At 73.4% G+C, this 23,226-nt stretch carries 22 protein-coding genes; 6 read left to right on the top strand and 16 right to left on the bottom strand.

Annotation, left to right across the window (positions count from 1 at the left end):
- Window positions 1–26: 26 nt before the first annotated feature.
- From AB0C04_RS26510 to AB0C04_RS26480, 7 genes are all read right to left on the bottom strand, one after another.
- Window positions 27–1,421 (bottom strand): MFS transporter, encoded by a 1,395-nt coding sequence (locus tag AB0C04_RS26510; protein ID WP_357059415.1) that lies wholly within the window; start codon window positions 1,419–1,421, stop codon window positions 27–29.
- Window positions 1,422–1,698: 277 nt separating this feature from the next.
- Window positions 1,699–1,932 carry a zinc-ribbon domain-containing protein gene (locus tag AB0C04_RS26505; RefSeq protein ID WP_357059412.1) on the bottom strand — a complete coding sequence of 78 codons (234 nt, stop codon included), beginning with the start codon at window positions 1,930–1,932 and terminating at the stop codon, window positions 1,699–1,701.
- Window positions 1,933–2,064: 132 nt separating this feature from the next.
- A complete protein-coding gene (locus AB0C04_RS26500; protein WP_357059409.1) occupies window positions 2,065–3,099 on the bottom strand; it encodes a CHRD domain-containing protein in 1,035 nt (344 codons plus the stop codon).
- A gap of 384 nt (window positions 3,100–3,483) precedes the next feature.
- A complete protein-coding gene (locus tag AB0C04_RS26495) occupies window positions 3,484–4,359 on the bottom strand; it encodes an SRPBCC domain-containing protein (RefSeq protein ID WP_357059406.1) in 876 nt (291 codons plus the stop codon).
- Window positions 4,352–4,909, bottom strand: a complete 558-nt coding sequence (locus tag AB0C04_RS26490; protein ID WP_350868998.1) for a helix-turn-helix domain-containing protein — start codon at window positions 4,907–4,909, stop codon at window positions 4,352–4,354. Before AB0C04_RS26490 ends, AB0C04_RS26495 begins: the two co-directional genes overlap by 8 nt.
- A gap of 94 nt (window positions 4,910–5,003) precedes the next feature.
- Complete coding sequence (locus AB0C04_RS26485; RefSeq protein ID WP_357059403.1) at window positions 5,004–6,347, bottom strand: class I SAM-dependent methyltransferase; 1,344 nt, start codon at window positions 6,345–6,347, stop codon at window positions 5,004–5,006.
- The gene (locus tag AB0C04_RS26480) at window positions 6,344–7,747 is read right to left on the bottom strand and encodes an FAD-binding oxidoreductase (protein WP_357059400.1); all 1,404 of its coding nucleotides are present in this window, start codon (window positions 7,745–7,747) and stop codon (window positions 6,344–6,346) included. The genes AB0C04_RS26485 and AB0C04_RS26480 overlap by 4 nt, the downstream gene beginning before the upstream one ends.
- A gap of 96 nt (window positions 7,748–7,843) precedes the next feature.
- Between AB0C04_RS26480 and AB0C04_RS26475 the strand changes: the two genes are divergently transcribed.
- The 3 genes from AB0C04_RS26475 (at window position 7,844) to AB0C04_RS26465 (ending at window position 10,708) form a co-directional block, all read left to right on the top strand.
- Window positions 7,844–8,314 carry a YbaK/EbsC family protein gene (locus AB0C04_RS26475; RefSeq protein ID WP_357059397.1) on the top strand — a complete coding sequence of 157 codons (471 nt, stop codon included), beginning with the start codon at window positions 7,844–7,846 and terminating at the stop codon, window positions 8,312–8,314.
- A gap of 117 nt (window positions 8,315–8,431) precedes the next feature.
- A complete protein-coding gene (locus AB0C04_RS26470) occupies window positions 8,432–9,148 on the top strand; it encodes an RICIN domain-containing protein (RefSeq protein ID WP_357059395.1) in 717 nt (238 codons plus the stop codon).
- 147 nt (window positions 9,149–9,295) lie between these two features.
- Window positions 9,296–10,708 (top strand): transposase, encoded by a 1,413-nt coding sequence (locus AB0C04_RS26465; RefSeq protein WP_357059391.1) that lies wholly within the window; start codon window positions 9,296–9,298, stop codon window positions 10,706–10,708.
- Here the strand turns inward: AB0C04_RS26465 and AB0C04_RS26460 are convergent.
- Entirely contained in the window at window positions 10,662–11,975 is a 1,314-nt protein-coding gene (locus AB0C04_RS26460) for an MFS transporter (RefSeq protein ID WP_357059388.1), read from the bottom strand. The genes AB0C04_RS26465 and AB0C04_RS26460 overlap by 47 nt on opposite strands.
- 52 nt (window positions 11,976–12,027) lie before the next feature.
- Between AB0C04_RS26460 and AB0C04_RS26455 the strand changes: the two genes are divergently transcribed.
- A complete protein-coding gene (locus AB0C04_RS26455; RefSeq protein ID WP_357059386.1) occupies window positions 12,028–13,047 on the top strand; it encodes a DJ-1/PfpI family protein in 1,020 nt (339 codons plus the stop codon).
- Between the two features lie 15 nt (window positions 13,048–13,062).
- Here AB0C04_RS26455 and AB0C04_RS26450 read toward each other — a convergent pair whose 3' ends face one another.
- From AB0C04_RS26450 to AB0C04_RS26420, 7 genes are all read right to left on the bottom strand, one after another.
- Window positions 13,063–13,527, bottom strand: a complete 465-nt coding sequence (locus tag AB0C04_RS26450) for a hypothetical protein (protein WP_357059383.1) — start codon at window positions 13,525–13,527, stop codon at window positions 13,063–13,065.
- 106 nt (window positions 13,528–13,633) lie between these two features.
- Window positions 13,634–15,586 carry a VWA domain-containing protein gene (locus AB0C04_RS26445; RefSeq protein WP_357059381.1) on the bottom strand — a complete coding sequence of 651 codons (1,953 nt, stop codon included), beginning with the start codon at window positions 15,584–15,586 and terminating at the stop codon, window positions 13,634–13,636.
- Window positions 15,587–15,588: 2 nt separating this feature from the next.
- Window positions 15,589–17,055, bottom strand: coding sequence for a sigma 54-interacting transcriptional regulator (locus tag AB0C04_RS26440; protein ID WP_357059378.1), 1,467 nt, complete (start codon window positions 17,053–17,055; stop codon window positions 15,589–15,591).
- 65 nt (window positions 17,056–17,120) lie between these two features.
- Entirely contained in the window at window positions 17,121–18,194 is a 1,074-nt protein-coding gene (locus AB0C04_RS26435; RefSeq protein WP_357059375.1) for a hypothetical protein, read from the bottom strand.
- Window positions 18,195–18,304: 110 nt separating this feature from the next.
- A complete protein-coding gene (locus tag AB0C04_RS26430; RefSeq protein ID WP_357059373.1) occupies window positions 18,305–18,955 on the bottom strand; it encodes a response regulator transcription factor in 651 nt (216 codons plus the stop codon).
- Complete coding sequence (locus AB0C04_RS26425) at window positions 18,952–20,199, bottom strand: histidine kinase (RefSeq protein ID WP_357059371.1); 1,248 nt, start codon at window positions 20,197–20,199, stop codon at window positions 18,952–18,954. The genes AB0C04_RS26430 and AB0C04_RS26425 overlap by 4 nt, the downstream gene beginning before the upstream one ends.
- Before the next feature lie 55 nt (window positions 20,200–20,254).
- The gene (locus AB0C04_RS26420; RefSeq protein WP_357059369.1) at window positions 20,255–20,752 is read right to left on the bottom strand and encodes a hemerythrin domain-containing protein; all 498 of its coding nucleotides are present in this window, start codon (window positions 20,750–20,752) and stop codon (window positions 20,255–20,257) included.
- Between the two features lie 107 nt (window positions 20,753–20,859).
- On the opposite strand from AB0C04_RS26420, the gene mgrA reads away from it, so the two are divergent.
- On the top strand, window positions 20,860–21,855 hold the full coding sequence (mgrA, locus tag AB0C04_RS26415) for an L-glyceraldehyde 3-phosphate reductase (RefSeq protein WP_357059366.1): 996 nt from the start codon (window positions 20,860–20,862) through the stop codon (window positions 21,853–21,855).
- A 24-nt stretch (window positions 21,856–21,879) separates the two neighbouring features.
- Here mgrA and AB0C04_RS26410 read toward each other — a convergent pair whose 3' ends face one another.
- The gene (locus AB0C04_RS26410; RefSeq protein ID WP_357059363.1) at window positions 21,880–22,800 is read right to left on the bottom strand and encodes a lytic polysaccharide monooxygenase; all 921 of its coding nucleotides are present in this window, start codon (window positions 22,798–22,800) and stop codon (window positions 21,880–21,882) included.
- A gap of 187 nt (window positions 22,801–22,987) precedes the next feature.
- Between AB0C04_RS26410 and AB0C04_RS26405 the strand changes: the two genes are divergently transcribed.
- Window positions 22,988–23,110, top strand: a complete 123-nt coding sequence (locus AB0C04_RS26405) for a 50S ribosomal protein L36 (protein WP_091591861.1) — start codon at window positions 22,988–22,990, stop codon at window positions 23,108–23,110.
- Window positions 23,111–23,226: the final 116 nt, after the last annotated feature.

Raw genomic sequence — 23,226 nt, 5'->3', positions numbered from 1 at the left:
GTCGTCGACGTCGAGCCGAGGCCCGGTCAGCGGCGCCCGACGGTGGCCGGCACCGGGAGGGGCGCGGCGCGGCGGACCAGGACGGCGACGAGCACGGCGGCAGCCAGGGCCACGCCCGCCATGCTCCAGAGCACGGTCCGCAGGCCGCTGGTGAAACCGGGATCGGCGAGCCGGCCGGCCGTGGTGCTGGCCAGGACCGCCCCGACCACCGCGATGGCGACCGTCTCGCTGGCCAACCGGGCGGTGTTGATCATGCCGGCGCCGGTCGCCGCCCGGCTCGCCGCCACGCTGGAGATGGCCAACTGGTCCAGCAGCCCGATGGAGAGCCCGACCCCCACGCCGATGGTGAGCAGCGGACCGGCCAGCGCGGCGACGTGCAGGTGCGGGCCGAGCACGGTGGCCCAGGCCGCGCCGACCGCCACCACGGCCACCGACACCACGATCACCAGCGCGGCCGGCACCAGCCGGGTCAGCACCCCGGTCAGCATCGGCAGCGCCAGGGTGGGCGCGGTCAGCAGGATCAGCGTCGCGCCGGCCGCGCCGGGCGTCAGCCCGACCACCGTGGTCAGGTACGACGGCAGGTAGACCAGCAACGGCACCAGCACCGCCACGATGGTGGCCGCCGCCAGGCAGATGCCGAGGAAGCGGGGGCTGGCCAGCAGGGCGAGGTCGAACATCGGGTCGGCGCGGCGGCGCTCCACCCGGGCGAAGATCACGAGCAGCGCCAGCGCGGCGGCAAACGCGACGATGATCCGCGGGTCGTACCAGCCGAATTCGGGGCCCTGCACGAAGCCGAAGATCAGCAAAAGCAGCGCGGCGGTGAACGAGACCGTGCCCGGCCAGTCGATCCGGCCGCTGTGCGGGGCCCGGGATTCGGGCAGCAGCGGCACCAGGGCCAGCACCACCAGCGCGGCGAGGGCCGGTGCGGCGAAGACCGCCCGCCAGCCGAGGGTGTCGATGAGCAGTCCGGCGATGGACGGTCCGAAGGCCAGGCCGACCCCGATCGTCGTACCGAAGAGACTGAACGCGCGGGCCCGGGCCGGGCCGTGGAACGCGCCGGCGAGCAGCGCCGAGGCGCTGGTCGCGGCGGCGGCCGCGCCGACACCGGCCAGGGCGCGGAGGGCGTCGAGCAGCAGGATGTCGCCGGCCACCGCGCCGAGCAGCCCGGAGCCGGCGAAGATCGCCACGCCGGTGGCGAAGACCCTGCGCCGGCCGAGCAGGTCGGCGAGGGCACCGGCGGCGAGCATGAAGCTGGCGAAGGTGGCGTTGTAGCCGTTGACCACCCACTGGACCCCGGCCAGACCGGCGTCGAGGTCCCGGCCGATGTCCGGCAGCGCGACCGAGGCGCCGGTCAGCGACAGCGGCAGCAACAACGTGGACAGCAGGACGGCGACCAGCACGACGGCCGGGTGGTTGCGCACGATTCTCCCCGTTCGGACGGCCATCCCAGCGTAGGTGCCGCAGATCGAGGCAGGGTCCGGCCCGGGTCGAAGATCACATGACCGGCGGGGGCGTCACCGGCCGGCGGAGCGGTTCCAGGGCGAGCGGGGCAACCCGGTGCCGGCGAAGGGTCGGCGATGCCGCCGACGTCGGGGGCGGCGCCCCGGGGTGCACGGCGGACGGACGACGGTGTGCACCGGGATGGGATCGGCCGGTTCCCGACCGATCAGCCAGCACAGGAAGCGGGTCATCGCCGGTTCAGCCGACCGGGAGGCGCTGCGCCTCGGCCTTGCTGATCTCGTACTGGGCGCCGCAGTACGTGCACTGCTGCGCGTAGCGGGTGCGGACCGGGATCAGCGGGACGAAGAAGAGGGTGAACTTGGTGGACCGCCGGGTGATCACCTGCGCGGCCTGGTTGCCACAGTTGCGGCAGACCTCGCTGACCACGCCGGACCGGTCGACCTTGGTGCGGAGCCCGAAGATGAAGAACATTGCCGGGCAGTACCCAGCGGGACACCGTTCATCACCACAGATCCTCCGCGCTGTGCGGCGGCGCGGGCCCGGCACGGCAGAACGCCCGACCCGTCATGCGGGTCGGGCGTTCAGTCCGTCGACTGCCGCTGATCACTTCTCGTCGCGGTGCTCGTCGCTCTTGTCGTCGGCCTTGTCCTCGCCCTTGTCGTGGCCCTTGTCCGACTCCCGGTCCTCACCCTTGTCGGAGCCCCACTCGTCGCCCTTGTCCGAGCCCGAGTCGTCGCCCTTGTCGGAGCCCCACTCGTCGCCCTTGTCCGAGCCCGAGTCGTCGCCCTTGTCGGAGCTCCACTCGTCGCCCTTGTCCGAGCTCCACTCGTCGCCCTTGTCGGAGCCCCACTCGTCGCCCTTGTCGGAGCCCCGGCCTTCGTCGCTCTCTTCCCAGGCCCGGCGGTCGCTGGCGTCCCAGTTCCGGTCGTCGTCCTTCTTCCCGTCGTCCTTCCGGTCGTCGTCCTTCTTCCCGTCGTCCTTCCGGTCGTCGTCCTTCTTCCGGTCGTCGTCCTTCTTGATCTGGCCCCGGATCTCGCCGTTCGGGTACTTCTTGGTGTGCACGTTGACGTACGTGACACCGGCCTCGATCGCGTCGACGAGCTCGTCGAACTCGCCGGGCTCGATGCCCTGGTCGGCGGGGCCGACGACGTCATCGGGCTTGATGGTCCCCTTGATCGTGGCCGGAGCCTCGGGGCAGGACTGGACGTCCTTCGACGGGCCGCCCTTCCCGTCCTTGATGTTCGAGCACAGGAAGACCGCGATCCCGCCGCTCTGGTGCCGCCCACCGAAGTGGATGTGCGCCTGCTGGACGTCCTTCAGGTCGTCGTAGCTCAGCCGGTACGTGATCTCCTTGTTCCGCTCGTCGATCTTCGCCTCGAACCGCCCGTTCCCGGGCGTGGAGATCGTGAGCGGGTCCTCCTGGTAGCCGCTGAGCCTCGCCCGGACGGCCAGCTGCCGCTCCCGCTCCTTGCCATCCCGCGAGTCGCGCCAGTCCCGCGAATCACCGGAGTCCCGCGAGTCGCTCGAGTCCCAGGAGCCGTGCGATTCGCGCTTGTCGCCCGAATCGTCCCGCCCGTCGCCCATGGCCGCGCTACCCACGGCGGTGGCCGCTACCGCCGCGCCGGCCGCCACAGCCACAGCCCAAAGTCGAGTACGTCGGATCATCACCGTTGCTCCCTCCTAGAAGGGCCTGAGCCCGGGTTTCGGCGGAGGCACTTGACCACCCGTCGGGGCGCAGGCACGCAAGGGCGCCGCGCGCCGGCGAACCTGGTCGTCCGGCACTCGTATCGATTGGCACCCTATGGTGAAATTGTCCCATGTTCACCCGGTACCTGGGCTGTCTTCCCTGATCCGACCGTCAGGCAAGTTCGGAATCCCTTGTTCGGAATGATCGACTCTGTACCCACCGGGTGGTTCGGCTCAGGGCCACGACGAAGCGCCTGACCGCTCGTGAGCGGTCAGGCGCTTCATGTCCGGTGGTGTGCCGCGAGATCTCGAGACCCGCGGTCGGTTCGGTCCCGGTCAGCCGGCAGCGGCGGCCGTCTCGGGCTGCGCGCCCGGCATCTCGACGGAGAGCCAGATCGACTGCCAGTCCTGCATCTCGTGGTAGCGGCGCAGCTCCGCGAGGCCGGACACCGACCCGGTCCAGGCCCCGTACGGCGGGTTCGACTCGTCGAAGCCGCTCTGCACGAAGGTGAGCTTGGTCTTCCCGTCCGACTCGGCGAGCTCCCAGGTGGTCACGCCGGTCGGCCCCCAGTCGACGGACATCTTCCGGCCCGGGTCGAGGTCGATGACCTTGGCGGCGTAGCCGGCTTCGAAGCCGCCCATGGCGTAGCGGCCGCCGACCCAGGGCTCGATCCCGATCGGGTAGCCGAACCAGGCGCTGGCCTGCTCGGAGTCGGTCAGCGACTGGTAGACCTTGGCCATCGGCGCGTTGATGACCATCTCGCCGCGCAGCTCGGCCGAGGTGAAGTCGGTCTTCGGCATCAGCGGCTGCCCCTCGACGTGCGCGGCGAGGTTGGCGATCGCCAGGCTCCAGAAGGTCTGCAGCATGCCTCGGATGCTGGTGCCGCTGATCGCCTCTTCGAAGTTGAAGTGGCTCTGGTCCAGCGTGACCACGGTCGAGTCACCGTCGGCCCGCAGGCTGAACTCGGTGGTGGTCTCCACTCCGTCCAGCAGCCAGGCGAAGCGCAGCGTGTCGTTGTCGACGTGCAGCAGCCGCTGGTGGGGCGCCTCCCCCTCCGGCGTGTAGCGCCCCCAGAACTCGTACCGCTTCGGCAGCTCGACCTCGGCGTGCTCGGCCAGCCAGACGCGCAGCTCGGCGGCGTCGGTGATGGCCCGGCGGACGGCCTCGATCGGAGCGGCGAGGCGGGCGTGCATCTTCAACGATTCACTCACGGTCTTTCCCCTTCGGGTAGCAGGCCACGGCGAGCTTGAAGGCGTCTCCCTCAGCGCCGCCGTAGCGGGTGAACAGGTCCTGCAGAGCGGTCTGCAGGTCGTGCAGGAACTGCTGGCGTTGCTCCGCCGGCACCCGGATCTCACCGGACACCCCGACCGAGGGCAGCTCGGGCGCGGCCCGGTCGAGCGTGGCGATGTCGGCCTGGACCTCCTCCATCAGGTCGAGCAGGTAGCCCAGGCTCAGCTCGTCGCGGGCCCGGCGCAGCCCGATCCGCCCGACCAGTCGGGGCGAGAGCCAGTAGGAGCGGGCCGCGGCCTGGTAGATGCCCTCAGTGATGCCGCGGACCTTGCGCTCGGCGACGAGGTCGACGAGACCGGCCGCGACCAGTTGCTTGACGTGGTAGTAGACGCGTTGCGGCGTCTGCTCCAGCCGGGCCGCCACCTCGGTGCAGGTGCGCGGCTCGGCCAGCTGCCGCAGCACCTCCACGCGCTGCGGCTTGAGCAGGGCTTCGGCCTGCTCGATCTGCTCCAGGTACAGGACGTCTCTCATGGCAAAATCAGTTTGTACGTACAAAACTTCTTTGTCAATGGGTTCGACGAAAGCCGCGCCGAGTCGGCGCGGCTTTCGTCGGCTCAGCTCGGGATCAGGGCAGCCAGTCCGGGCGCAGCGGATAGTCGTTCTGGCCGTCCGGGCCGTTGCGGGTGGCCAGCACCTGGTGCAGCTGGATGCCGTTGCGCTCGAACGCCAGCCGCGACCCGGCCATGTAGAGACCCCACACCTTGGCGGTGCCCGCGCCCACCTCGTTGACGCAGAAGTCCCAGTTCTCCACCAGGTTGCGGCCCCATCCGGCCAGCGTCAGCGCGTAGTGCTGGCGCAGGTTCTCCTCGTGGTGCACCTCCAGCCCGACGTCGTGCAGCTCGCTGATCAACCGGCCCGGGCCGGCCAGCTCGCCGTCCGGGAAGACGTACCGGTCGATGAACGCGCCGGAGCGGTGCGGCGCCCGGTTGTCCGCGCGGGTGATGCAGTGGTTGAGCAGCCGACCGCCCGGGCGCAGCCGGTCACGCAACGCACCGAAGTAGGCCGGGTAGTTGCGCACCCCGATGTGCTCGGTCAAGCCGATCGAGGAGATCACGTCGAACTGCTCCCGCGGGGCGTCCCGGTAGTCCAGGTGGCGCACCTCGGCCAGCTCGGTCAGCCCCTCCCGCTCGATCGCCGCCTGCGCCCACTCGGCCTGCGCCTTCGACAGCGTCACCCCGAGCGCCTTCACGCCGTACTCCCGGGCCGCGTGCCGGACCATGCCGCCCCAGCCGCAGCCCACGTCGAGCAGCCGCATCCCGGGCTTGAGCGCCAGCTTGCCGGCGACCAGGTCGTACTTCGACGCCTGGGCCTGCTCCAGCGTGTCGTCCGGAGAACGGAAGACCGCACAGGTGTACGTCATGGACGGGCCGAGCACCTTCTCGTAGAAGGCGTTCGAGACGTCGTAGTGGTGCGAGATGGCGGAGCTGTCCCTGGTCCGGGAGTGCCGCAGCCCGTTCATCACCCGCTTCCAGCGCGGCAGCGCCTCCTGGGGCGGGGCCGGCGGTGGTCGCAGCCGCTCCCAGCCCAGCCCGCGTACCAGGTTCAGCGCGTCGGGCAGCGGCGGCAGGCGCAACTTCATGTCGTCCTTGAGCACCCGCAGCGCCTCGTACGGGTCGCCCGGATGCACCCCCTCCAGGGCCAGGTCCCCGCTGACGTAGGCGCGGGCCATGCCCAGGTCACCCGGGGCGGTGAGCAGGTAGGACAGCCCCCGCTCGGTACGGATGGACAGGGTCAGCCCGGCGTCGGCCGGGCCGACGGCGCTGCCGTCGTAGCCGGTGACCCGCATCGGCAGGTCACCGATGGTCACCGTGCGGACCACGTCCGCCACGGTCGGACCGGGCCGCCGGCCCCCCGGCGGCGGTGTTCCGGGGGCGCTCGCCGCCCCCTGGTCTCGGTCGGTCAGGCTCATGCTCGTGCTACCGCCTTTTCGTACAGTCCGGTGAACCGGTGCTCCGGGTCGTAGCGGTCCCGGACGGCGCGCCACGTCGGCCCGCCGTAGAGCCGGTCGAAGGATTCCCGGTCGTAGTACGCGTCGGAGTAGAGCGACTTGTGCCCGCCCAGCTCCGACACCGCGCGCTCGATGGACCGGTTGACGTCGCCGTCGGCGGCGCCCTCGGCCATCGGCACACTCCCCCAGAAACCGATGTTGACGTAGTCCTGCCCGGGCCGCAGCGGATATAGCGGCCAGGGCCGGGCAGAGCCGGGACCCGCCGGCTCGCGCAGTCGCAGTGGACAGAGCCAGACCGGGGTCATCCCGACGTTGCCTGCGAACCAACGCAGGAAGTCGGCCGTCCGCTCCAGTGGGATCTCCACGTCCTGCACCACCCGCTCGCGGGTGGGCTGGCCGCGCAGTCGGTCGATCCGGGCCGCGACACCGTACTGGTGTTCCATCCGGACCAGCCGGTGGTAGACGTCGCTGCGTCGCAGCCGCGCCGGCCAGAGCCGGCGCACCACCGGGTGCTGCACCCCGAACGCCGAGGAGCACCAGAACCAGTCGGTGTCCCAGCGCCAGAGATAGTCGTACGTGGTCAGCGCGTCGCGGGTGCGCCGGCGCAGCGACCGGTAGTAGATGTCCTGGCCGGTGTAGTCGCTGGGCGCCCCCTCCGCCTGATCGGTGAAGGTGCCCAGCACCAGGTACGCCTCACCGGGGCTGAACATCACACCGTCCAGCACGTCCACCGGCACTCCGGCCCAGGCCCGGGTGGCGGTCACCTCGGAGATCGCGTCGGTCAGCTCCTCCAGCCGGCTGAACCGGATGTTGCGCAGCGCCACGTAGCGGCGGATCGGCTGGAGTTCGATGCGCAGCCGGGTGGCGTAGCCGAGGCTGCCCAGCGAGTTGGGGAAGGCCGCGTAGAGGTCGGCGTGCTCGCCGTCGGGACGGGCGGTGACGATCTCGCCCGACCCGGTGAGCACGTCCAGCTCGATGACCGACTCGTGTGGCAGGCCGTTGCGGAACGAGGTGGACTCGATGCCCAGCCCGGTGACCGCGCCGCCCAGCGTGATGGTGCGCAGCTGCGGCACCACCAGCGGCATCAGCCCGTGGGGCAGGGTCGCGTCGACCAGGTCCTCGTAGGTGCACATGCCCTGCACGTCGGCGGTCCGGGCCTTCCGGTCGACGCCGAGGACGCCGGTCAGGCCGCTGACGTCGAGGCCGGGAGTGTGCACCGCGGCGCGGGGGCGGAACAGGTTGGAGGTGCGTTTGGCGAGCCGGACGGTCTCCCCGGGTGGCACCGCCGCATACGACCGTCGCAGCAGGTCCACCGCACTGTCGTGATCGGCCGGTTGATGATCCACACGGACGGCGCACATGTGATCACTGTACGCGCCTTGTTGCCTGCGGCATCGGTTGTCCACGTTGACCTTTTCACACTTACGGCCACCTCCCGTCGGGTTACCGTGCACCTCATGCCGACCCCCGCGCTCGCCGCGCTCGACGCCACCGGCCTGCCCTACCGGGTGATCCGACACGGGCCGGTGACCAGCCTCAGCGAGGCCGCGGCGGTGCGTGGCGTGGCGGTGCCCGACGTGGTGAAGAGCATCGTCGTGCGACGCGGCCCGGACGACCACCTCTTCGTGCTCACCCCCGGCGGCCGGGTCATCTCCTGGCCGAAGCTGCGCGCGCTGCTCGGCGTGAGCCGCCTCTCGATGCCCGACGCGGCCACCGCCAAGGAGGTCACGGGCTACGAACGGGGCACCATCACTCCGTTCGGCGCCACCACCGCCTGGCCCGTGGTCGCCGACGAGCGGCTGCGCGGACGGACCATCACGCTCGGCGCGGGCGAGCACGGCCTCTCCGTGGCGGTGGACGCGGACGCCGCGTTGGCGAGCCTGCACGCCACCGTCGCCGACGTCACCGATCCGGAGCCGACCCGCTGAGGGTGGTCGACACGGCAGCGGGGGTCGTGGTCCGCACGGCGACACAGCGAGGGCCTCGGGAGGCCGCCGGAGCAGGGCGACTGGCCCGGCGGCACCGGCGTGGACCAGGATGACCCCATGTCCCTCCCGGGTGACCGCTCCGAGGCGTCCGGCACCGTCTACGGCGGTCGCCAGCCGGCGCGTTCCTTCCTGCCCCGGGATCCGCTGCTGCGGGTGGCCCTCGCCGTCGGGCTGGTCGGCGTACTCCTCGGGGTGGTCTTCGCCACCGGCGTGCTCGGTGGCGGCGACGGGCCGGCCACACCCGCGGCGGTCAGTTCGCCCGGCACCGACCCGGTCCCCTCGCCCGTGGTGAGCGAGCCCGCGCCGAGCACCCCGACCGCGCCCTCCCCGACCCCGGCGGCCACCACCCCGGCCGGGCCGCCCACCGGGCCGAGGGTGCTCCGGACGGTCGTCTCCGGGCTCTGCCTCGGCCTCGACGGCGACGGCGAGAAGGCCGAGGCGGAACTCGCCGCCTGCTCGGGCGGGCCGGAGCAGCAGTGGGTCGTCAACCCGATCACGGCGGACGCGGTGACGCTGACCAACGCGGCGTACGGCCAGTGCCTGGACGTCGAGGCCGGCAGCGCGGACGACGGGTCGAAGTTGCTGCAGTTCCCCTGCCACGGTGAGGCCAACCAGCAATGGCGGCTGACCCCGACCGGGGCCGGGCCGGTGCTGCTGGTCGCGGTGCACAGCGGCAAGTGCGGCCAGGTGGAGGACGACGGCGACGAGGCCGGCGACGCCGTCAGGCAGGAGCCCTGCGACGGCGCCGCCCGGCAGCAGTGGACGCTCAGCTGACGGCTAGTGCCGTGGCCACTAACGTTCGCCGGGTTGGTGTGGGTCGGCGAATTGTCGTACCGGTGGTGTTGGGTGTGGTTCGTGCCTCGCCGTCGGGATCCCGCTGCGCCGCGGGTCGCCTATCGCACGGCTCGGGTCGGTTTGCGGGTGACGGCGGGGCAGCGGCGCCGGTGTTTCGGCCTGCTGCGTTCGGCTGGTGACGTCTGGGCGTGCGTGTTGGAGGTCAACGCGTGGCGGCGTCGCCGCCACGATGCGCCGCTGGCCGGCTATCAGCAGTTGTGCCGCGAGTTGGCCGCTTCGGGGCCGGGCACGTTCGGCGGGCTGGACAGCACGGGTGCCCGGTCGGTGTTGCGCCGGTTCTCCGACGCGTGGTTCGCGGCGGCGAACCGGCGTAAGGCCGGTGACGACTCGGCGCGGTTCCCGCGTCGCCGTCGCAGGTTGGTGCCGGTTCGCTGGTATCACGGCACCTTCACCATCGACGGGCACAGGGTGCGCATCCCGACCGCGCGAGGCGGGCAGCCGGTGTGGGTGCGGCTGGTCCGTGATCTGCCGTACCCGGTGGAGCAGGTCCGCTCGATCACGCTGCTGTGTGAGGGTGGTCGGCTGTTCCTCGACGTGAGCGCCGAAGTGCCGGTGACCGCCTATCCGCCCGGCGAGGAGCCGGACCCCGGCCGGGTCGCCGGGGTGGACCTGGGCATCATCCACCCCTACGCCGTGGCCGGGCCCGACGGGAAGGGGTTGTTGGTGTCCGGGCGGGCGGTCCGCGCCGAGCACCGGATGCACCTGGCCGACACCAAAGCCCGCCGCCGGGCCGTGGCGCGGCGGGCACCGAAACCCGGCCAGCGGGGGTCACGGCGGTGGCGCCGATACCGCCGCCGGGAACGCGCGGTCGAAGGACGGCATCGACGGCGCATCCGGCAGGCCCAGCACGAGGCGGCTCGCACCGTCGTGTCCTGGGCGGTGGATCAGCGGGTGGGGGTGCTGCATGTCGGCGACCCCCGCGGTGTGCTCGACATTGCGGCGGGGCGGCGACACAACCTGCGGCTGCGGCAGTGGCAGATCGGCCGACTGATTCAGGTCCTCACCGACAAGGCCACCCTCGCCGGCATCACCGTCCACCTGGTCGACGAACGCGGCACCTCCTCGACCTGCCCCGCCTGCCAGCGGCGGATACCGAAACCCCGTGGGCGCACCCTGACCTGCCCACACTGCACCTTCTCCGGCCACCGTGACCTCGTCGCGGCGGCCATGATCGCCACCCGCACCCCGGGCGGCGGACCCACCACCCCCACCACAGCCGTGGCTGTGCTGCCAGGGGTGCTCACGCACCGTCGAGCCGGCCGGCACCTGCCCGGTGCCGGCCGGTCCCGGCGTGATCCCCGCCGCCCACCCGGGGCGGCGAGAGGATCAGTTGGCCCGCGGAGGCCCGCCCCACCTGGTGGGGAGTCGCTCGCCCGAACGGCGAGGATCCACAACACCACCGGAAACCCGGTGAACGTTAGTGGACACCGCACTAGCCCCGGTAGCTCCACACCCGCCGGCCCACCGGCGCGGCGGTGACCAGCACCGGCGCGGGTTCGGCGCCGGCGCGGCGGCGGCGCAGCAGCAGGAGTGACAGCCCGGCCGCGCCGATCGACAGCGCGCCGGCGACATACCAGGCCAACGCGTAGTCGCCGAGCCGGTCCCGGACCAGTCCGGCGCCGGTGGCGGCGATCGCCGCACCGAGCTGGTGGGAGGCGAACACCCAGCCGAACACCACGGCCCCGGAGCTGCCGAAGTACTCCCGGCAGAGCGCCACGGTCGGCGGCACGGTGGCCACCCAGTCCAGCCCGTAGAAGATGATGAAGACGAGCATGCTCGGCTCGGCGCTGTTGGCGAAGAGGCTCGGCAGCACCAGCAGCGACGCGCCGCGCAGCCCGTAGTAGGCCCCGAGCAGCAGCCGGCTGTCCACCCGGTCGGTCAGCCAGCCGGAGGCGATGGTGCCGACGATGTCGAAGAGCCCGACCAGGGCCAGCAGACCGGCCGCGGTGGTCTCCGCCATCCCGTGGTCGTGGGCGGCGGGCACGAAGTGCGTGCCGACCAGCCCGTTTGTGGTCGCGCCGCAGATCGCGAAGCCGCCGGCGAGCAGCCAGAACGGCCGGGTCCGCGCCGCCTGGGCCAGCGCGCCGACCGCGCGGGCGGCCGCCCCGCCGGCCGGGGCCGGGGCCGGGGTGACCTCGGCCGCGCCGTAGGCGGGCAGGCCGAGATCCGCCGGGTGCTCGCGCAGCAGCCAGACCACCAGCGGTACGACCGCCAGCGCGGCCACCGCGACGACGAGCGCCGCCGCCCGCCAGCCGTGGTCGCGGACCAGCACGGCGAGCAGCGGCAGGAACACCAGCTGCCCGGCCGCCCCGCCGGCGGTGAGCACGCCGGTGACCAGGCCCCGCCGCCGGACGAACCAGCGCCCGGTGATGGTCGCCACGAAGGCCAGCGCCATCGAGCCGGTGCCCAGCCCGACGAGCACACCCCAGCAGAGGATGAGCTGCCAACTCGCGGTCATGAACACCGTCAGCCCGCTGCCCGCCGCGACCAGCAGCAGCGCGACGGCGACCACCCGCCGGATGCCGAACCGGTCCATCAGCGCCGCGGCGAACGGCGCGGTCAGCCCGTAGAGCAGCAGGTTGACCGAGACGGCGGCGGAGATGGTGGCCAGCGGCCAGCGGAACTCGGCGTGCAGCGGGTGCAGCAGCACGGACGGGGTGGCGCGGAACCCCGCCGCGCCGACCAGCGCGACGAAGGCGACGGCGGCGACGAGCCAGGCGGGGTGCAGACGGCGCTCTCGGGTCACGGTACGAGTCTCGGCACCGCCGGGCACCGCGACGAGTGGCCGGGGAGCCATGATGCGCAATAATTGGGCCATGACCACTTCGCCGCCGCACCGGATCGCCGTGCTCGCCCTCGACGACGTCGTCGGCCTCGACCTCGGCACTCCCTCGCAGGTCTTCAGCACCGCCCGCTCCGCCGACGGCGTGTCGATGTACCAGGTCGAGGTCTGCACCCCGGGCGGTCGGCCGGTCCGCAGCACCGCCGGCTACCAGGTGACCCCCGAGCACGGGCTGGAGTTGATCGAGACGGCGGACACCGTGATCGTCCCCGGCATCCACTCCGGGGCGCCGCTCACCGACGGGACGCTGGACGACGAGGTGACCGCCGCCCTGCGTGCCGCGTACGAGCGGGGCGCCCGGATCATGTCGATCTGCACCAGCGCCTTCGTGCTCGCCGCCGCCGGCCTGCTCGACGGGCGGCGGGCCACCACCCACTGGGCGTACGCCGACCGGTTCCGCCGGCTGCACCCTGACGTCGACCTCGACCCGGACGTGCTCTTCATCGACGACGACCGGGTGCTCACCTCGGCCGGGGTGGCCGCCGGGATCGACCTCTGCCTGCACGTGATCCGCACCGACCACGGCACCGAGGTGGCCAACCGGGCGGCGCGGCGCTGCGTGGTGCCCCCGTGGCGGGAGGGCGGCCAGGCCCAGTACATCGAGCACCCGGTGCCGAAGGTCGCCGACAGCAGCACCGCCACCGCCCGGGAGTGGGCCCGCCAGCGGCTGCACGAGCCGGTCAGTCTGCGCGACCTGGCCGAGCAGTCCCGGATGAGCGTGCGCACCTTCACCCGACGGTTCCGCTCGGAGACCGGCCTCAGCCCGGCGCAGTGGCTGCTCCAGCAGCGCACCGACCACGCCCGGCTCCTGCTGGAGACCACCGACCTGAGCATCGACCAGGTGGCCCGCCGCTGCGGCTTCGGCACCGCGGCGGCGCTGCGCCAGCAACTGCACCTGCGGATCGGGGTGGCCCCCTCGGCCTACCGCCGGGCCTTCCGCCGGCAACCGGCACCGGCCGAACCGGCGTCCGTCTGAGGCCGGTCCCGGCGGTCAGCCGGTGCGCAGCATCCGGAGCTGGGCCAGGTGCTTGGGCAGGTGTACGTGGGCGTGCAGGTCCAGGGTGCGGCCCCAGGGCAGCGGCTGGTCGACGTTCAGGTCGAAGCCCTCGCGCAGATGGGTCTCCACCGGCGTCTCCGCGGCAAGGCCGAGCCGATCGGTGAGCGTGCAGAGCTTCTGGCTGGTCGCCCGGAAGAGCGTGGCCAGGCCGTCCAGCCCGCCGCACTCGACGACCAGCGCGTCCACCTGCGGGCGGTGGATGGTCTCCAGGTCGTAGTACGCGAACGGCGACCCGGCCAGCACCGCCTCGGTCGCCTCGGTCATCAGCTCGTCGTTCGCGGCCAGGTGCGCCACGATCTGCTCGGCGCTCAACTGCCCCTCCGGCGGTGGCCCGAAGCCCCCCGCGTCGATCTCGCCGAGCAGCGCGTCGTACGCCCGCCGCAGCCCACCGCTCTCCATCACCCCAGTCAACCCCGCCCCGCCCCGTCGATCATGCAGGTGTGGTGCCCGGTTCACCCGGACGAGCGGCTTTCGTCCCCCACCACAACTGCATGATCGACGGCGGTCAGCGGCGGGACTGCCTCGCGCGGAGGTAGTCGGAGACGACGTACTCGCCGAGGTCGTCGGGGTCGGGGGTGAACATCCGGCCCTTCGAGCGGCGGGCCACGGCGTCCACGAAGCGGCGCAGGCCGGCGTCGTCGCCGAGCATGAAGAGGTTCAGCGTCGCCCCGTAGCGGGCCAGCCGGTCAACCTCGCGGATGGTCGCCTCGATCGTCTCCGGCAGCGGCGGCCAGTGGAACAGCGGTTCACCGTCGTCCGGGTCCAGGTGGGCGGTCGGCTCCCCGTCGGTGACCACCAGCACCACCGGCTCGGCGTCCGGGTGCCGGCGCAGGTGCCGACCGGCCAGCCGCAGCGCGTGCTGCAGGTTGGTGCCCTGCTCGAAATCCGGGTCGATGGCGGCCAACTCCTGCTGGGTCAACGGCATCGCCTGCCGGCCGAACCCGACGATCTGCAACGCGTCCTGCGGGAACCGGGTCGCCATCAGGTGCGACAGGGCCAGCGCGGTCTGCTTCATCGGCCCCCACCGCCCCTGCGAGATCATCGAGTACGACAGGTCGACGCAGAGCACCACCGCCGCCGAGGCCCGCCGCTCAGTCTCCACCACCTCGAAGTCGTCGACCGCGAGCTGCACCGGCACCTGCGGCCCGGCCCGGCGCACCGCCCGGGTCAGCGTCCGGACCACGTCCAGCGGCTGCTCGTCGCCGTACTCCCAGGGCCGGGAGCCGCCGCTCACCTCGCCGGCGGCGCCCGCCGAGCGCAGGTCGTGCTGGCCGCGCGGGCCGGCGGTCAGATCGGCGAAGACCCGTCGCAGCGCGGTCCCGCCGAGCCGGCGCAGCGCCTTCGGGCTCAACGTCAGGCCCTCGGCGTCCCGGCTCACCCAGCCCTGCCGGCGCAGCTCCCGCTCCAGCTCCCGCAGCCGGCGTACGTCGTCCGCGGCGTCGCGGCCCAGGGTGCGGGCCACCGCGTCCACGTCGACGTCGTCCAGGGTCGCGCCCGGATGCTCCTGGTCCAGCTGGTCGAGCAGGTCGTCCAGCTCGGCGATCTCGTCGAGCGCGCCGGCCGCCTCGCCGTAGCCGAGCGGCTGCTCGCCTCGCACCCGCTCGCCACGCCCCCAGCGCAGGTCGGGCCGGAGCGCCCGCAGATGCCCGTCGAGCGCGGACAACTCGCCGGCCAGCCGGTCACCGAGCGACTGCTGCATCAGCCCGGCCAGCTCCTCGCGCTGCCGGTCCGACAGCGAGCGCATCAGCCGCTCCCCGGCCGCCGCCCGGCGGGCCAGCACGTCGACCAGCTCGTCGACGTCCTTCGGCTGCTCCGGGAAGAACTCCCCGTGCCGGCGCATGAACTCGGCGAACGCGTCGGTGGTGTCCTCCGCGCGGGCGTGCCGGGCCAGCAGGTCGTTCAGGTCGCCCATCATCTCGCCCAGCCGCTGCTGCGCCGCCGGGTCGGCGGAGGCCCGCACCGCGTCGCGCAGCCCGGCGAAACGCTGGCCCAGCACGTCGTCGCGGAGCCCGTCGAGGATTTGCTGGTACGACCGGCGGGCGTCCTCGCTGGCCCACTCGTAGCCGGACAGCTCCTGCACCGCCCGCGCGGTGGAGCCGGGCAGGTTGTTCAGCACCGACTCGGCGAACCGCGCGCCGTCGTCGTCGCGACCGCGCAGCTCGTCGCGCTCGGCCGCCAGCGCCTGGTCGAGCAGGGCCCGCGACCGGGTCACCGCCCCGTCCAGGTCGCCCCGGCGCAGCGCCTCCCGACGCAGCCGCCGGGCCCGGGCGGCCAGCTCGTCCAGCCCGGCGCGCCCCTGCGGGCCCCGGCGCAGCAGGTCACGCAGCGCCTCGCGCAGGCTGCCGCCGGCCAGCACCTCGGCGCCGACCGAATCCACCGCCGCGCGTACGTCGTACGGGGGCGCCAGCGGGTCCGGCCCGCCGCGCCACTGCCCGTACCGGAACCGGTTGCCGGCCATGCTCAGCCCCGGCCGCCGTAGACGGTGCGACCGGAGTCGGTGACGTCCTTGCCGAGCCGGCGGGTCAGGTGCAACCCCTCCAGCACGAACTCCACCCCGGCCGCGGCCTCCTCGGGAATCGGCGCGTCGCCCATCCCGAGCCGGTCCAGCACCTTCGCCAGCCCGGGCACGGTGCCCACCTGGCGCAGCAGCTCCGCCGAGCTGACCAGCTCACCGGTCTCGACCACGGTGCCCTCGGCGACCAGCTCGGTGAAGCCGGAGAGGTCCAGCCCGGCCAGCCGGGCCCGGAACGTCTCGGCGGTGGCGGTCCGCAGCAGGTGCGCCAGGATCTCGACCTCCCGGCCCTCCTCGCCGCTCTCGAACTCGACCTTGCCACGAAGGGTGGAGGTCACCGACACCGCGTCGCCCACCCGGGCCACCGGCGCCTCGGGCCGTACCGTCGGGTCGTCGGCACCGGAGGCGGAGCCGGCGGCGAGCAGGCCGGCGCGGCGCAGCGCGGCCCCGGCCACCGTCTCGGCCGCGGCGATCGCGAACCGGGCGGAGACGCCGGAGCGCGGGTCCACCGACGGTGACTCGCGCACCGCCCGGGCGAACCGGGCGAGCACCTCCAGCACGTGCTCCGGCACCTCGGCGACCAGGTCGGCCTCCTGCCGGATCAGGGCCAGCTCCAGGTCCAGGTCGACCGGGTAGTGGGTGCGGATCTCCGCGCCGAACCGGTCCTTGAGCGGGGTGATGATCCGGCCCCGGTTGGTGTAGTCGTCGGGGTTGGCGCTGGCCACCAGGAGCAGGTCCAGCGGCAGCCGCAGCTGGTAGCCGCGGACCTGGATGTCCCGCTCCTCCAGCACGTTGAGCAGCGCGACCTGGATCCGTTCGGCCAGGTCGGGCAGCTCGTTGACGGCGAAGATGCCCCGGTTGGTGCGCGGCACCAACCCGAAGTGGATCGTCTCCGGGTCGCCGAGGGTCCGCCCCTGGGCGATCCGGATCGGGTCGACGTCGCCGATCAGGTCACCGACGCTGGTGTCCGGGGTGGCCAGCTTCTCGCCGTACCGCATCGACCGGTGCAGCCAGCCGACCGGCAGGTCGTCGCCAGCCTCGGCGACCTGGGCACGGGAGGCCGGGGTGAGCGGGTGCAACGGGTGCTCGTTGAGCACCGAGCCCGCGATGACCGGGGTCCACTCGTCCAGCAGCGCGGCCAGCGAGCGGATCAACCGGGTCTTGCCCTGGCCGCGTTCGCCGAGCAGCACCACGTCGTGCCCGGCGAGCAGCGCCCGCTCGACCTCGGGCAGGACGGTGTCGTCGTAGCCGACGATGCCGGGGAAGCGGTCGGTGCCGGCCCGCATCCGGGCCAACAGGTTGTCGCGGAGTTCCTGCTTGACGGTGCGGTAGCGGTGGCCGGCCGCCCGCAGCTCGCCGAGCGTGCCGGGCAGGTCGGCCGGTGGAACCGGGATTACCGGGTTGGGCGCAGTCACCCGACCACGCTAGCGCGGTCCGGGCGGGGGTGCCCCTGCGTTGAGGGGCACCCCCGCTCCCACCCTCAGCCCCGGCCACAACGCGTGCAGCCACCGCGCCGACGCAGGTGGTACGCGTAGGTCGCCGCGCCGAGGGCCACCGGCCAGACCGGCCAGAGCAGCATCGGGGCGCTGGCCGCGGTGAACCCCTCGCCGGCCATGGACCAGAAGTCCGGGGTGCCGACCAGCCCCACGGTGGCCGCGGCGACCGCCACCGCGACCACGCTGGCCGGGATGACCGCCAGGCGCACCGGCACCGGACGCCCGGCCAGCCCCACCATCCAGCGCGGGAACCGCTCGCCCCAGCGCTGGACCAGGCCGAGGGTGAGCAGCGCGCCGACGGTGGCGAAGGCGCCCAGCCCGAGACCGGCCCAGACCAGGCCGGTCTCCTGCATCTCGGAGAGGAAGTCCCGGGAGATGCCGAGCGGGATGCCGGCCGCCCAGGCGAACCGGGTCAGCGCGTACGCGAAGGGGATGGCAGCGGCGATGCCGGCGGCCCACCGACCCCAGCGGGCGGCGGCGGCCGGGGTGGCCCAGGCCCGCTCGGCGTCACCTCGTCCGCAGGCCAGGCAGGCGTCGGCGGTGCGGCGCAGCCAGACCAGGACCGCGCCGGCCAGCAGCAGCCCGCCGAGCACGGCGGCGAACCGGGCGAAGAGCGCCCAGGTGAAGACCTCGGCGTAGTCGACCGGCGGCCAGCCGAACGGTGCACCGAGGATCAGCATCGGCGCGTAGCCGAGCATGGTGAGCACCTGGGCGTCCGGCACGACCACGGCGAGGACGAGCGCGACCGCCCCGGTATAGCCGGCGAGCAGCGTCCGCAGCGGGCGGGACGGGCGGACCGCCGGGCGGCTCATCGCCAGCGCGGCGACCGCCGCGGTGAGCAGCAGTCCGGCGAAGAGCGGCGCGCCCAGCCCGACCGGGATCAGCCGCAGCAGGTTGAGGTCGCTGTCCGGGTCGTTCGCGCCGAACGGATAGCCGGCGCGGGTGAGCGCGGCGACGAGGGCGAGGACGCCCCAGAGGCCGAGCCAGCCGGCGGCCAGCGGGGCGAGTCGGTCGGGCCAGCGGATGGCCGGGCGAGGTGGCGCATCGGTGATCGTCATGCTCTCAGCCTCGGCCGGCGCGGCCCGGAAACCCTCCCGTGAGCCGGTGAACCCGCTCCCCCGCCGGGGGGAGCCGTCGGCAGCGGCATCGCGTCGGGCGGGCGCCGGGCTCAGCCGGCCGGGGTGACGAAGCCCGACTCGTACGCGGCGATCACCGCCTGCGTGCGGTCGCGCACCCCCAGCTTGGCCAGCACGTTGCCGACGTGCGTCTTCACCGTCTCCACCCCGACCACCAGCCGCGCGGCGATCTCCGGGTTGGAGAGCCCGGCCGTCATCAGCCGGAGCACCTCGGCCTCCCGCTCGGTCAGCCGGGCCGTCCGCAGCCGATCGCCGCCCCGCCCCCCGTACGCCCCGACCAGCCGACGGATCGCCGCCGGGAAGAGCAGCGACTCGCCTGCGGCGACCACCCGTACCGCCTCGACCACCTCGGCCGGCCGGGCCCGCTTCAGCAGGAAGCCGCTCGCCCCGGCGCGCAGCGCGTCGTAGACGTACTCGTCGTTGGCGAAGGTGGTGACCACCAGCACCCGGGGCGGGTCGGCGGACGCGGCCAGCAGCCGCCGGGTGGCCTGGATCCCGTCGATCCCGGGCATCCGCACGTCCATCAGCACCACCGCCGGGCGGTGCCGGGCGACCAGCGGCGGCACCTCGGCGCCGTCCGCGGCCTCGGCGAGCACCCGCAGGTCGGGCTGGGCGTCGATGATCGCCCGCAGCCCGACCCGGACCAGCTCGTCGTCGTCGACGACCAGTACGCCGATCGTCACCGCGGCCCCCGGTAGGGCAGCCGCACCTGGATCCGCCACCGGTCGCCCTCCGCCCCCGCGCTCAGTCGGCCACCGAGCAGCAGCACCCGCTCCCGCACTCCGTCCAGGCCCCGGCCGCCCCGCCCCGGATCGGGCCGGCGCTGGCCGGGCAGGAGTTCGTTGACCAGCTCCAGCTCCAGCTCGTCCGGCCCGACGTCGAGCCGGAGCGTGACGGGCCCGCGGCCGTGCCGGGCGGCGTTGGTCAGCGCCTCCTGGACGATCCGGTAGCCCTCCCGGGAAACCACCGCGGGCAGGGCGGCCGGGTCACCGACCCGACGCGCCCGCACGGGCAGGCCGGCGGCGCGGGTGTCGGCGACCAGCCGGTCCAGGTCGGCGAGGCTGCGCTGCGGTGTCGCGGCACTCGGCGCGCCGTCGGATTCGCGGAGCAGCCCGAGGACCTCGTCGAGCTCGTCCATGGCGGTCCGGCCGGTCTCCTCGATCGCGGCCAGTGCCCGGCGGACGAACTCCGGGTCGCTGTCGAGCACCGCCCGGGCCGCCCCGGCCTGCAGGGTGGCCACCGTGAGCGCGTGACCGACGGAGTCGTGCAGCTCCCGGGCCAGCCGGTTGCGCTCGGCCAGCCGGGTCGCCCGGGCCTCCAGCGCGGCGATCCGTTCGGCCGGCGCCGGCCCGAGCAGCACCGGCGCCATCGATGCGGCCAGCGCGCCGAGCCCCGCGACGGCGTACCCGAGGCCGGCCAGCAGCAGCACCCCGGTCAGCGTCAACCAGCCGGTGTCCTGTCCGTCCAGCGGCCCGAACCGCACGTCGGTGATCACCTCGGTGCCGACGCCGAACTGCTGGGCGATGAAGGCCAACGCCATCGGCACCGCGCTGAGCAGCGCGAGCATCAGCAGCCCACCGACGGTCAGGTGGACGGCGATCCAGAGCGCGGCGCGCAGCCGGGTCTCCCGGTCGCCGCGGTGCCCGGGTGCCGGATCGGGCAGGTCGACGCCGAGCAGCGCCCGGGCGGCGGCGATCTCCAACGCCCGGCTGCCGTCGAGCAGCAGCGGTACGACCGCGATCAGCACGGCCACCACGAGCAGGCCGATCGACAGCAGCCGGGGCACCGCCGGGCCGGTGAAGAGCTGCCCGAAGGCCACCGCCAGCAGCACGTACGGCAGCACGAGCACCCCGCCCAGCAGCAGGAAGACGCCGCGCCGCCAGGTGCTGGCGGCGACCAGCGGAGCCACGGCCGCTCGGGGGTTCACCGGCTCATTCTGCCGCCGGCACGCCCGTGACCGACTCCCCCGTGCCGGGGATATCTCAGCGGTGCTCGCGCACGTACCGCTGCGGATCCTTGTCCTGGAAGGCCAGGTCACGACCGTTCTTGTGTTCGCCGTAGAAGGTCAGCCAGCGGTGGCCCAGCTCGGCTCGCAGCTCGGCCCCGGCGTGCCGGCGAAAGTCCGGCAGCGCCTCGTCCTCCTCCTCGGCGAGGTGCTCGCTGTTCTCCCGGCGGGCCCGCCAGACCGCCGCCCACCACTCATCGGAGCCGACCGGGTGCAGCTTGGCCTCGGCGATCGCGTCGCGGATCTTGTTGTGGTCCCCGACCGCGTCGGCGGTCTCGGCCTCGCCGTCGTCGCCGTGACGGACCAGGTGCGGGTAGAGGATGCTCTCCTCGGCCTCGGCGTGGATGTCCAGGTGCAGGGCGAGCGCCTCCCAGATCGCCAGCAGCTCGTGCTCGTCCCGCGCGTCGTCCAGTCGGGCGAAGCCACGCCGGAACGCGGCGTGGTCGTCCATGATCATCGCGGTGATGTCGTCCATCGTGGTCAGTCCCCCGCTCGGTGTTCGGCGTCAGGGTCAACTGCCCACCGCCGGACTTGGTCACGCCGGCCGGCACCTCGGGCCACCCGATCGGGGCGACTAGGCTCATGATCGTGACCTACCTCGCCGCGGACGACCGCTACGACACCATGACCTACCGGCGCAGCGGGCGCAGTGGCCTGCGGCTGCCCGCCATCTCCCTCGGCCTGTGGCACAACTTCGGCCCGGACCGCCCCTTCGAGCGGCAGCGGGACATCGTCCGCCGCGCGTTCGACCTGGGCGTCACCCACTTCGACCTGGCCAACAACTACGGCCCGCCGCCCGGTGCCGCCGAGGAGAACTTCGGCCGGCTGCTCGCCACCGACCTGAAGCCCTACCGGGACGAGCTGGTCATCTCCAGCAAGGCCGGTTACCTGATGTGGCCCGGCCCGTACGGCGAGTGGGGCTCGCGCAAGAACCTGATCTCCTCGCTGGACCAGTCGCTGCGCCGGATGGGGCTGGAGTACGTCGACATCTTCTACTCCCACCGGTTCGACCCGGACACCCCGCTGGAGGAGACGATGGGCGCGCTGGACGCCATCGTCCGCTCCGGCAAGGCGCTCTACGTCGGCGTCTCCAACTACAACTCCGAGCAGACCGCGCGAGCCGCCGCGATCCTGCGTGAGCTGGGCACCCCGCTGCTGATCAACCAGCCGGCCTACTCGATGTTCAACCGGTGGACGGAGACCGACGGCCTGCTGGACACCCTGGAGCAGGTCGGTACCGGCTGCATCGCGTACAGCCCGCTGGCGCAGGGGCTGCTGACCGACCGTTACCTGGGTGGCATCCCGGCCGACTCCCGGGTGCGGACCAGCGTCTTCCTCAACGAGAGCGACCTCAGCGAGGAGCGGATGGCGACCATCCGCGGGCTCGCCGCGATCGCCGAGCGGCGCGGCCAGTCGCTGGCCCAACTCGCGCTCGCCTGGGCGCTGCGCGACCCGCGGATGACCAGCCTGATCATCGGGGCGAGCAGCGTTCCGCAGTTGGAGACGAACATCGCGGCGCTGGACAACCTCGACTTCACCGCCGAGGAACTGGCCGAGATCGACCGACTGCTCGGCTGAGATCGACGGCTGCTCGGCTGAGCCTCACCAGATCCGGCGCCGCCCGGCCCGGTGGTTGCGTACCTCGGACCGCCGGCCGGGCGGCGGCCCACCGGCCCGGCGCAGCCGCCGGCCGGTCACCAGCAGGACGAGGATGATCACGGCTGCCGCGCCGGCCAGCACCGGCCAGCGCCCGCGGAGGTCGGTCACCGACGCGACCGGGACGCCCGGCTCGGCGGCGATCGCCGCCACCGGGTCGGCGGTGGCCGCCGGGGCGGTAGCCGCGGCGGCCGGCGAGCCGGCCGGCCGGGCAGCTCGGGTGGGTTTCGCCCCGGTGCCGGTCGCGGTCGGGCGGAAGACCACGTCGGAGCACGAGTAGTAGGTGTCCGGGGTGTTCGAGTTCTGCCAGATGGTGTAGATCAGGTGCCGGCCGCTGCGGCCGGTCGGGAGCCGCCCCGCCAACTGGTAGGCGCCCGCCCGTACCGGCGGATCGGTCACCGTCAGAAACGGGCGCGCATCCAGGTCGTCCCAGGTCAGCCGAGCTCGCGGGTCGTAGCCGGGCCGGGTGACGTAGAGCCGGAACGTGCCCCGGTGCGGGATGGTGGTCCGGTAGCGGAAGCCGAAGCGGGCACCCGGGGTCAGCTCGGTCGCCGGCCAGTCGGTGCGGGCCAGGTCCAGCCCCCGGTACGCCGACAGGCCGCCGCTGCACAGCTCCCCGTCCGGGATCCGCTCCCGATCCCGGCCGTCGACCGCGGCCACCCGGACGTTGTCCCACTCCCGTACGGCCGCGCCGGCCGCGACCGCCGCCCGGCAGGCCGCCTCCGCCGCGTGCCGGCCCTCCGGACCGCAGGCCGCGGCCCGGCTGATCGGGCTGGTCGGCGCACCGTGTGCGGCGGCGGGCGCGGCGCTCAACGGTACGGTCGCCGCGGCGACCAGCACGGCGGCGAGCATTCGGGACACGGGCATGGCGTCGACCTCCCGCAGTGGTACGTGCGGGCGCGCCGAATCGTTCGATCCGCCTCCGGGCCGGCCGCCCGTCACCCGGGTGGCCCCGGGACGCGGCACCCTCGGCGACCAGGGGAATCGGCATCGCGGCCCTGGCGTTTGAATCCATGGAACCGAACAAGGCCCCCAGACCCGAGGAGGGTCAGAGATGAAGGTACGCAGCTCCCTGCGGTCGCTGAAGCAGAAGCCGGGTTCGGTGGTGGTCCGCCGCCGCGGCCGGGTCGTCGTGGTGAACCGCGCCAACCCGCAGTGGAAGAGCCGCCAGGGCTGAAATCTGACGTCACATACATTCGGCGCCGTCGCGTTGCGACGGCGCCGAACTCTGTTCCAGGGCCGGTGCCACCCGCCGATCGGAAGAGCACACCACTGTACACCCGTCACCAGCCC

Origin of the sequence: Micromonospora sp. NPDC048909 (assembly GCF_040649635.1) — a bacterium.
GTDB lineage: Bacteria > Actinomycetota > Actinomycetes > Mycobacteriales > Micromonosporaceae > Micromonospora.
The sequence above is the reverse complement of the archived record's forward strand: the minus strand, read 5'-3'. Positions and strand labels throughout refer to the sequence as shown.

Coding starts and splice junctions, on each gene's coding strand:
- AB0C04_RS26470 (WP_357059395.1), top strand. CDS start 8,432: ATGTCCCTCCCGGGTGACCGCTCCGAGGCGTCCGGCACCGTCTACGGC.
- AB0C04_RS26455 (WP_357059386.1), top strand. CDS start 12,028: ATGCGCAATAATTGGGCCATGACCACTTCGCCGCCGCACCGGATCGCC.
- AB0C04_RS26490 (WP_350868998.1), bottom strand. CDS start 4,909: ATGAGAGACGTCCTGTACCTGGAGCAGATCGAGCAGGCCGAAGCCCTG.
- AB0C04_RS26505 (WP_357059412.1), bottom strand. CDS start 1,932: ATGTTCTTCATCTTCGGGCTCCGCACCAAGGTCGACCGGTCCGGCGTG.
- AB0C04_RS26435 (WP_357059375.1), bottom strand. CDS start 18,194: ATGACGATCACCGATGCGCCACCTCGCCCGGCCATCCGCTGGCCCGAC.
- AB0C04_RS26485 (WP_357059403.1), bottom strand. CDS start 6,347: ATGAGCCTGACCGACCGAGACCAGGGGGCGGCGAGCGCCCCCGGAACA.
- AB0C04_RS26450 (WP_357059383.1), bottom strand. CDS start 13,527: ATGGAGAGCGGTGGGCTGCGGCGGGCGTACGACGCGCTGCTCGGCGAG.
- AB0C04_RS26410 (WP_357059363.1), bottom strand. CDS start 22,800: ATGCCCGTGTCCCGAATGCTCGCCGCCGTGCTGGTCGCCGCGGCGACC.
- AB0C04_RS26480 (WP_357059400.1), bottom strand. CDS start 7,747: ATGTGCGCCGTCCGTGTGGATCATCAACCGGCCGATCACGACAGTGCG.
- AB0C04_RS26420 (WP_357059369.1), bottom strand. CDS start 20,752: ATGGACGACATCACCGCGATGATCATGGACGACCACGCCGCGTTCCGG.
- AB0C04_RS26475 (WP_357059397.1), top strand. CDS start 7,844: ATGCCGACCCCCGCGCTCGCCGCGCTCGACGCCACCGGCCTGCCCTAC.
- mgrA (WP_357059366.1), top strand. CDS start 20,860: ATGATCGTGACCTACCTCGCCGCGGACGACCGCTACGACACCATGACC.
- AB0C04_RS26405 (WP_091591861.1), top strand. CDS start 22,988: ATGAAGGTACGCAGCTCCCTGCGGTCGCTGAAGCAGAAGCCGGGTTCG.
- AB0C04_RS26445 (WP_357059381.1), bottom strand. CDS start 15,586: ATGGCCGGCAACCGGTTCCGGTACGGGCAGTGGCGCGGCGGGCCGGAC.